The following is a 5,182-nucleotide window of genomic DNA, read 5'->3' as shown; positions in this document are numbered from 1 at the left end:
TCGCTGGACAGCCTCCAGCGGATGACCTGGGGATCAAACGGGTTCCACCGGCTCGGCGGCAGCACCCGGATGCCCACCCGCTTGATGGTTTCCACCAGGCCCAGAGACTGGAGAACGCGCACGGCCTCGCGCACCACGGAACGGGAAACCCGCAGCTCTTCTTCAAGGTGCTCGGCCAGCATAACGTGACCGGTGGGCAGGTCGCCCGTAATGATCCGGGTGCCAAGATTCTCAATGGCACGGTGATGCAGGCTGGTCGACATGGTGTCAAGCCTAGACTGGGAAACGGCTGGCCGCGTTTCATAGAGTGGGCCCCGCTTTCCCGAAGCCGATTGAATATATATGCTTTATTCGGACCCTGTGGTTCGTGCCAGCCTGCTTCGCCATGAATGCGGAGCCACCTGCACATCCATTGCACACAATGAATTGGAGTTTTTGATGTCTGCACACATCGGTGTCACCGGCCTAGCGGTAATGGGCGCCAACCTGGCCCGCAACCTTGCCCGTAACGGTTTTACGGTTGCCCTGCACAACAGGTCGGTGGAAAAGACTGATGCACTTCTCGAAAAGCACGGCACTGACGGCGACTTCGTCCGCACCGAAACCCTGCAGGAACTGGTGGACTCGCTGGAGAAGCCGCGCCGTGTCCTGATCATGGTCAAGGCCGGCAAGCCCGTGGACTCGGTCATCGAGCAGCTGGAACCGCTGCTGGAAGCCGGCGACATCATCATCGACGCCGGAAACTCCCACTACGAGGACACCCGCCGCCGCGAAGCAGCCCTGGCCAAGAAGGACCTGCACTTCGTCGGCATCGGAGTCTCCGGCGGTGAGGAAGGTGCCCTCAACGGCCCGTCCATCATGCCCGGCGGGTCCAAGGAATCCTATGAAGCCCTCGGCCCGCTGCTGGAGAAGATCGCCGCGCACGTAGACGGCCAGCCCTGCTGTGCCTGGATCGGCACCGACGGCGCCGGACACTTCGTCAAGATGGTCCACAACGGCATCGAATACGCCGACATGCAGGTCATCGGCGAAGCGTTTGACCTCCTGCGCTCCGGGGCGGGCATTGAGCCGGCAGACCAGGCCAAGATCTTCGAAGAGTGGAACAAGGGCGATCTCGCCTCCTTCCTCATCGAAATCTCCGCCCAGGTGCTCGGCCACGTGGACGCCAAGACGGGCAAGCCGTTCGTCGACGTCGTGGTGGACGCCGCAGGCCAGAAGGGCACCGGCCGCTGGACGGTCATCTCCGCCCTGGAACTGGGTTCGCCGGTCTCCGGCATCGCCGAGTCCGTCTTCGCCCGCGCCCTGTCCTCGCAGGCAGAACAGCGCAAGCTCGGCCAGGAACTGCTTGCCGGTGAGGAAATCGCCGTCGAGGTTCCGGAAACGTTCGTCGAAGACGTCCGCCAGGCGCTGTACGCCTCCAAGCTGGTCTCTTACGCCCAGGGACTGGACATGCTGACCTCTGCGGCCACGGAATACGGCTGGGATCTGAAGCTGGACGAGATCGCGTCCCTCTGGCGCGGCGGCTGCATCATCCGTGCCGAGCTCCTGAAGGACATCACCAAGGCTTACGCGGCGGAGGACAAGCCTGCCAACCTGCTGTTCGCCCCGGCCTTCACCAAAGCGATCGCCGATGTCCTGCCTGCCTGGCGCCGTGTGGTTTCCACCGCTGTCCAGCTGGGTATTCCCGTGCCCGTGTTCTCCTCCTCGCTGGCCTACTACGACGGCCTGCGCCGCAAGCGCCTGCCGGCCGCAGTGATCCAGGGCCAGCGCGACCTCTTTGGTGCCCACACCTACGGCCGTGTTGATGCCGAGGGCACGTTCCACACCCTCTGGGGCGAAGACAAGTCCGAAATCGAAGCCGTGGATACCCACTAGGCGCCACCCACCACACAACTGCACCACGCTGCGAAACCTGCGGCCGGAACTTCCCGGATACTCTGGGAGGTGCCGGCCGTTGGCGTTCGGCGCCACCATAGGGGTCCGTCCACCAAGGGAGTCCACATGTCCCAGCCAGTAGCGTTAGTTACGGGAGCTTCCACCGGCATCGGCTACGAGGCGGCCATGAAGCTCAGCGGCCAGGGCTTTACGGTCTATGCCGGCGCCCGCCGGGTGGACCGGATGGAGCCCCTAAAGGCCATGGGCATCCACGTCCTGGCGCTGGACGTGACCGACGACGAATCGATGCGTGCCGCCGTCGGACGGGTTCTGGAGGAACGCGGGCGGATCGATGTCCTGGTCAACAACGCCGGCTATGGGTCGTACGGGGCCCTGGAACAGGTGGACCTGGCCGAGGGCAGGCGCCAGTTCGATGTCAACGTCTTTGGGCTGGCCCGGATGACGCAACTGGTGTTGCCGGCCATGCGGGCGGCGGGCCGGGGCAGGATCATCAATGTATCCTCCATCGGCGGCAAGTTCTATGAGCCGTTGGGCGCGTGGTACCACGCCACCAAGTTCGCCGTCGAGGGCATGAGCGATTCGCTCCGGCTGGAGCTCAAACCGCATGGAATCGAGGTCTGCATCATTGAACCGGCCAGTACGCTCAGCGAATGGGGCCGCATTTCAGCGGACGGCCTGCGGGCCAGCAGCGGCGAAGGCCCGTACGCGGACCAGGCCAGGCACATGGCGGCCGTCCTGGCCACCACCGACAACCCTGAATCGTCAACCCGGCCGGAGATCATCGCGGAAGCCGTGCTGCATGCAGCCACTTCAGCGCGCCCCAGGACCCGCTATCCGGTGGGCAGGGGAGCGGCGGCCATCCTCGCTCTCAGAAGGCTGTTGCCGGACCGCCTTTATGACGCGGCAGTGACCCTGGTGCTCAAGCGCATCGCACGCTAAACCGAGGTTCGACCGCTCGGTGAATGCTCAGATCCGGTATTCGATGTCGTATTCGGCGGGATCCACTGCCGGCTTTGTTTCGCGCTGTGCGTCCCGGTGACGCCATTTGGCGGGCACGCCGGTCACGATCGACTCCGGCGGAGCGTCCTTGACCACTACGGCGTTGGCGCCCACGGCGCTGTCCCGGCCGATGGTGATGGGCCCCAGGATCTTCGCACCGGCACCGATGGTCACCCGGTCCTCAATGGTGGGATGGCGCTTGACCTTGGCCAGCGACCGGCCGCCGAGCGTGACGCCGTGATAGATCATGACGTCTTCGCCGATCTCGGCGGTCTCGCCGATCACCACACCCATGCCGTGGTCGATAAAGAAGCGGCGGCCAATGGTGGCTCCGGGGTGTATTTCGATTCCGGTCAGGAAGCGGCCCAACTGGGACACCAGCCGTGCCGGGAAGCGAAGCCCTGGATTCCGCCACATTTTGTGCGTCAGGCGGTGGATCCAGATGGCATGAAGCCCTGAATAAGCGAAAAAGTTCTCAAAAGAACCCCGGGCCGCCGGGTCGTGCGACCGGGCGGCGTCGAGGTCTTCTTTTAGTCTTGCGAAAAAGCCCACAAAGTTCTTTCTACAGGAAATGGGGCCGACAGCTGTTGAATCAGCCGCGGATATCGTCATAGAGCACGGTGGAGATGTAACGCTCTCCGAAGTCACAGACGATGGCGACGATCAGCTTACCGGCGTTCTCCGGCCGCTTGGCCAGTTCCAGGGCGCCCCAGACGATGGCGCCTGAGGAGATGCCGCCCAGGATGCCTTCCTTGACGCCGAGCTCGCGCGCAACCCGTACGGAGTCCTCCAGGGTTGCGTCCAGGACTTCGTCGTAGACGTTGGTGTCCAGGATTTCCGGGATGAAGTTGGCGCCGATGCCCTGGATCTTGTGCGGTCCGGGAGCGCCGCCGTTCAGGATGGCGGAATCCTTCGGTTCGATGGCGACGATCTGGACTTCCGGCTTGCGTTCCTTCAGGACCTGGCCGACGCCGGTGACGGTGCCGCCGGTGCCGATGCCGGCGACGAAGATGTCCACCTTGCCGTCGGTGTCGGACCAGATTTCCTCGGCCGTGGTGGTGCGGTGGATCTCGGGGTTGGCCTCGTTGGCGAACTGCTGGGCCCAGATGGAGTTCTCCGTGTTGGCCACGATTTCCTGGGCCTTCTCCACGGCGCCGCGCATTCCCTCGGAGCCCGGCGTCAGGACGATTTCCGCGCCGAAGGCCCGGAGCATCACGCGGCGTTCGGTGGACATGGTCTCCGGCATGGTCAGGATGACCTTGTACCCGCGGGCAGCGCCCACCATGGCCAGGGCGATGCCGGTGTTGCCGGAGGTGCCTTCAACAATGGTGCCGCCGGGCTTGAGGGCGCCGGACTTTTCGGCGGCGTCGACGATGGCCACGCCGATGCGGTCCTTGACGCTGTTGGCCGGGTTGTAGAACTCAAGCTTGACGGCGACGGTAGCGTCCAGGCCTTCGCTCAGTCGGTTCAGACGGACCAGCGGGGTGCCGCCGACCAGCTGCGTAACATCGTCATAGATCCGTGCCATGTAGATATGCCTATCTCTCAAGTGTGAATACTGAGGTCAGCCTAACGAGGGGGGTGCGGCGGCTGCTAAGCATTAAGCCATGCAGAGTAATATTTCCTGGCCTTGGCGAGTTTCGGGTTGATGATCACCTGGCAGTAGCCCTGTTCCGGGTACTTGGCGTAATAGTCCTGATGGAAATCCTCCGCCACATGGAACCGCGGCAGCCGGCTGACCTCGGTCACGATCGGGTGTGCCCACAAAGCCTGGTTCCGCTCGATGGCTTCCTCGAAAAGGATCTTCTCCTCAGTGGTCTCGTAGAACATGGAAGACCGGTACTGGGTGCCGACGTCGTAGCCCTGCCGGTTCAGCGTGGTGGGATCGTGGAGGGCGAAGAACATGTCCAGGATGACTTCGGCGGGAATGACATCCTCATCGAACGTGACGGCTACAACTTCGGCGTGGCCGGTGGTTCCGCTGCAGACCGAGTAGTAATCGGGGTTGGGATCGTGGCCGCCGGTGTAGCCCGAAACCACCGAGCTCACACCTTTGGTTTTCTGGTACACGGCGTCAAGGCACCAGAAGCAACCTCCGCCAAGAACAAAAGTTTTCATGACCTCTTCAATGGTTGAGCGTCCCGGATGATTCCCGGGCCCACTTTACGGGAGTGTTCCCGATACCGATGGGACCGTCCCACATGCAGGCGGGAACGCCGGATGGGGTAAAACTGAGTCTATGGACCCTGTAGACACCGGCCTCAAAGATGCGGGCAAGCTCGACGAC

The 5,182-nt window shown here is 63.3% G+C and carries 6 protein-coding genes; 2 read left to right on the top strand and 4 right to left on the bottom strand.

The genetic code is table 11. The features are described 5' to 3' along the window. On the bottom strand, positions 1 to 263 hold a 263-nt coding region (locus tag DBR22_RS07290; protein ID WP_146187421.1), incomplete at its 3' end, for a FadR/GntR family transcriptional regulator. 175 nt (positions 264 to 438) lie between these two features. Here DBR22_RS07290 and gndA point away from each other — a divergent pair. Beyond that, entirely contained in the window at positions 439 to 1,875 is a 1,437-nt protein-coding gene (gndA, locus tag DBR22_RS07285; RefSeq protein WP_108598456.1) for an NADP-dependent phosphogluconate dehydrogenase, read from the top strand. A 126-nt stretch (positions 1,876 to 2,001) separates the two neighbouring features. Then, positions 2,002 to 2,835, top strand: a complete 834-nt coding sequence (locus tag DBR22_RS07280; RefSeq protein WP_108598455.1) for an oxidoreductase — start codon at positions 2,002 to 2,004, stop codon at positions 2,833 to 2,835. Positions 2,836 to 2,862: 27 nt separating this feature from the next. Here the strand turns inward: DBR22_RS07280 and epsC are convergent, their stop codons facing one another. The 3 genes from epsC to msrA form a co-directional block, all read right to left on the bottom strand. Further along, positions 2,863 to 3,447, bottom strand: a complete 585-nt coding sequence (gene epsC / locus DBR22_RS07275) for a serine O-acetyltransferase EpsC (RefSeq protein WP_108598454.1) — start codon at positions 3,445 to 3,447, stop codon at positions 2,863 to 2,865. A gap of 40 nt (positions 3,448 to 3,487) precedes the next feature. Then, positions 3,488 to 4,423 (bottom strand): cysteine synthase A, encoded by a 936-nt coding sequence (gene cysK / locus DBR22_RS07270; RefSeq protein ID WP_108598453.1) that lies wholly within the window; start codon positions 4,421 to 4,423, stop codon positions 3,488 to 3,490. Between the two features lie 65 nt (positions 4,424 to 4,488). Then, positions 4,489 to 5,013 carry a peptide-methionine (S)-S-oxide reductase MsrA gene (msrA, locus tag DBR22_RS07265; protein WP_108598452.1) on the bottom strand — a complete coding sequence of 175 codons (525 nt, stop codon included), beginning with the start codon at positions 5,011 to 5,013 and terminating at the stop codon, positions 4,489 to 4,491. Positions 5,014 to 5,182: the final 169 nt, after the last annotated feature.

It is taken from the genome of Arthrobacter sp. HMWF013 (assembly GCF_003061105.1).
Taxonomy (GTDB): domain Bacteria; phylum Actinomycetota; class Actinomycetes; order Actinomycetales; family Micrococcaceae; genus Arthrobacter.
This window is presented reverse-complemented; position numbering and strand designations above follow the sequence as displayed.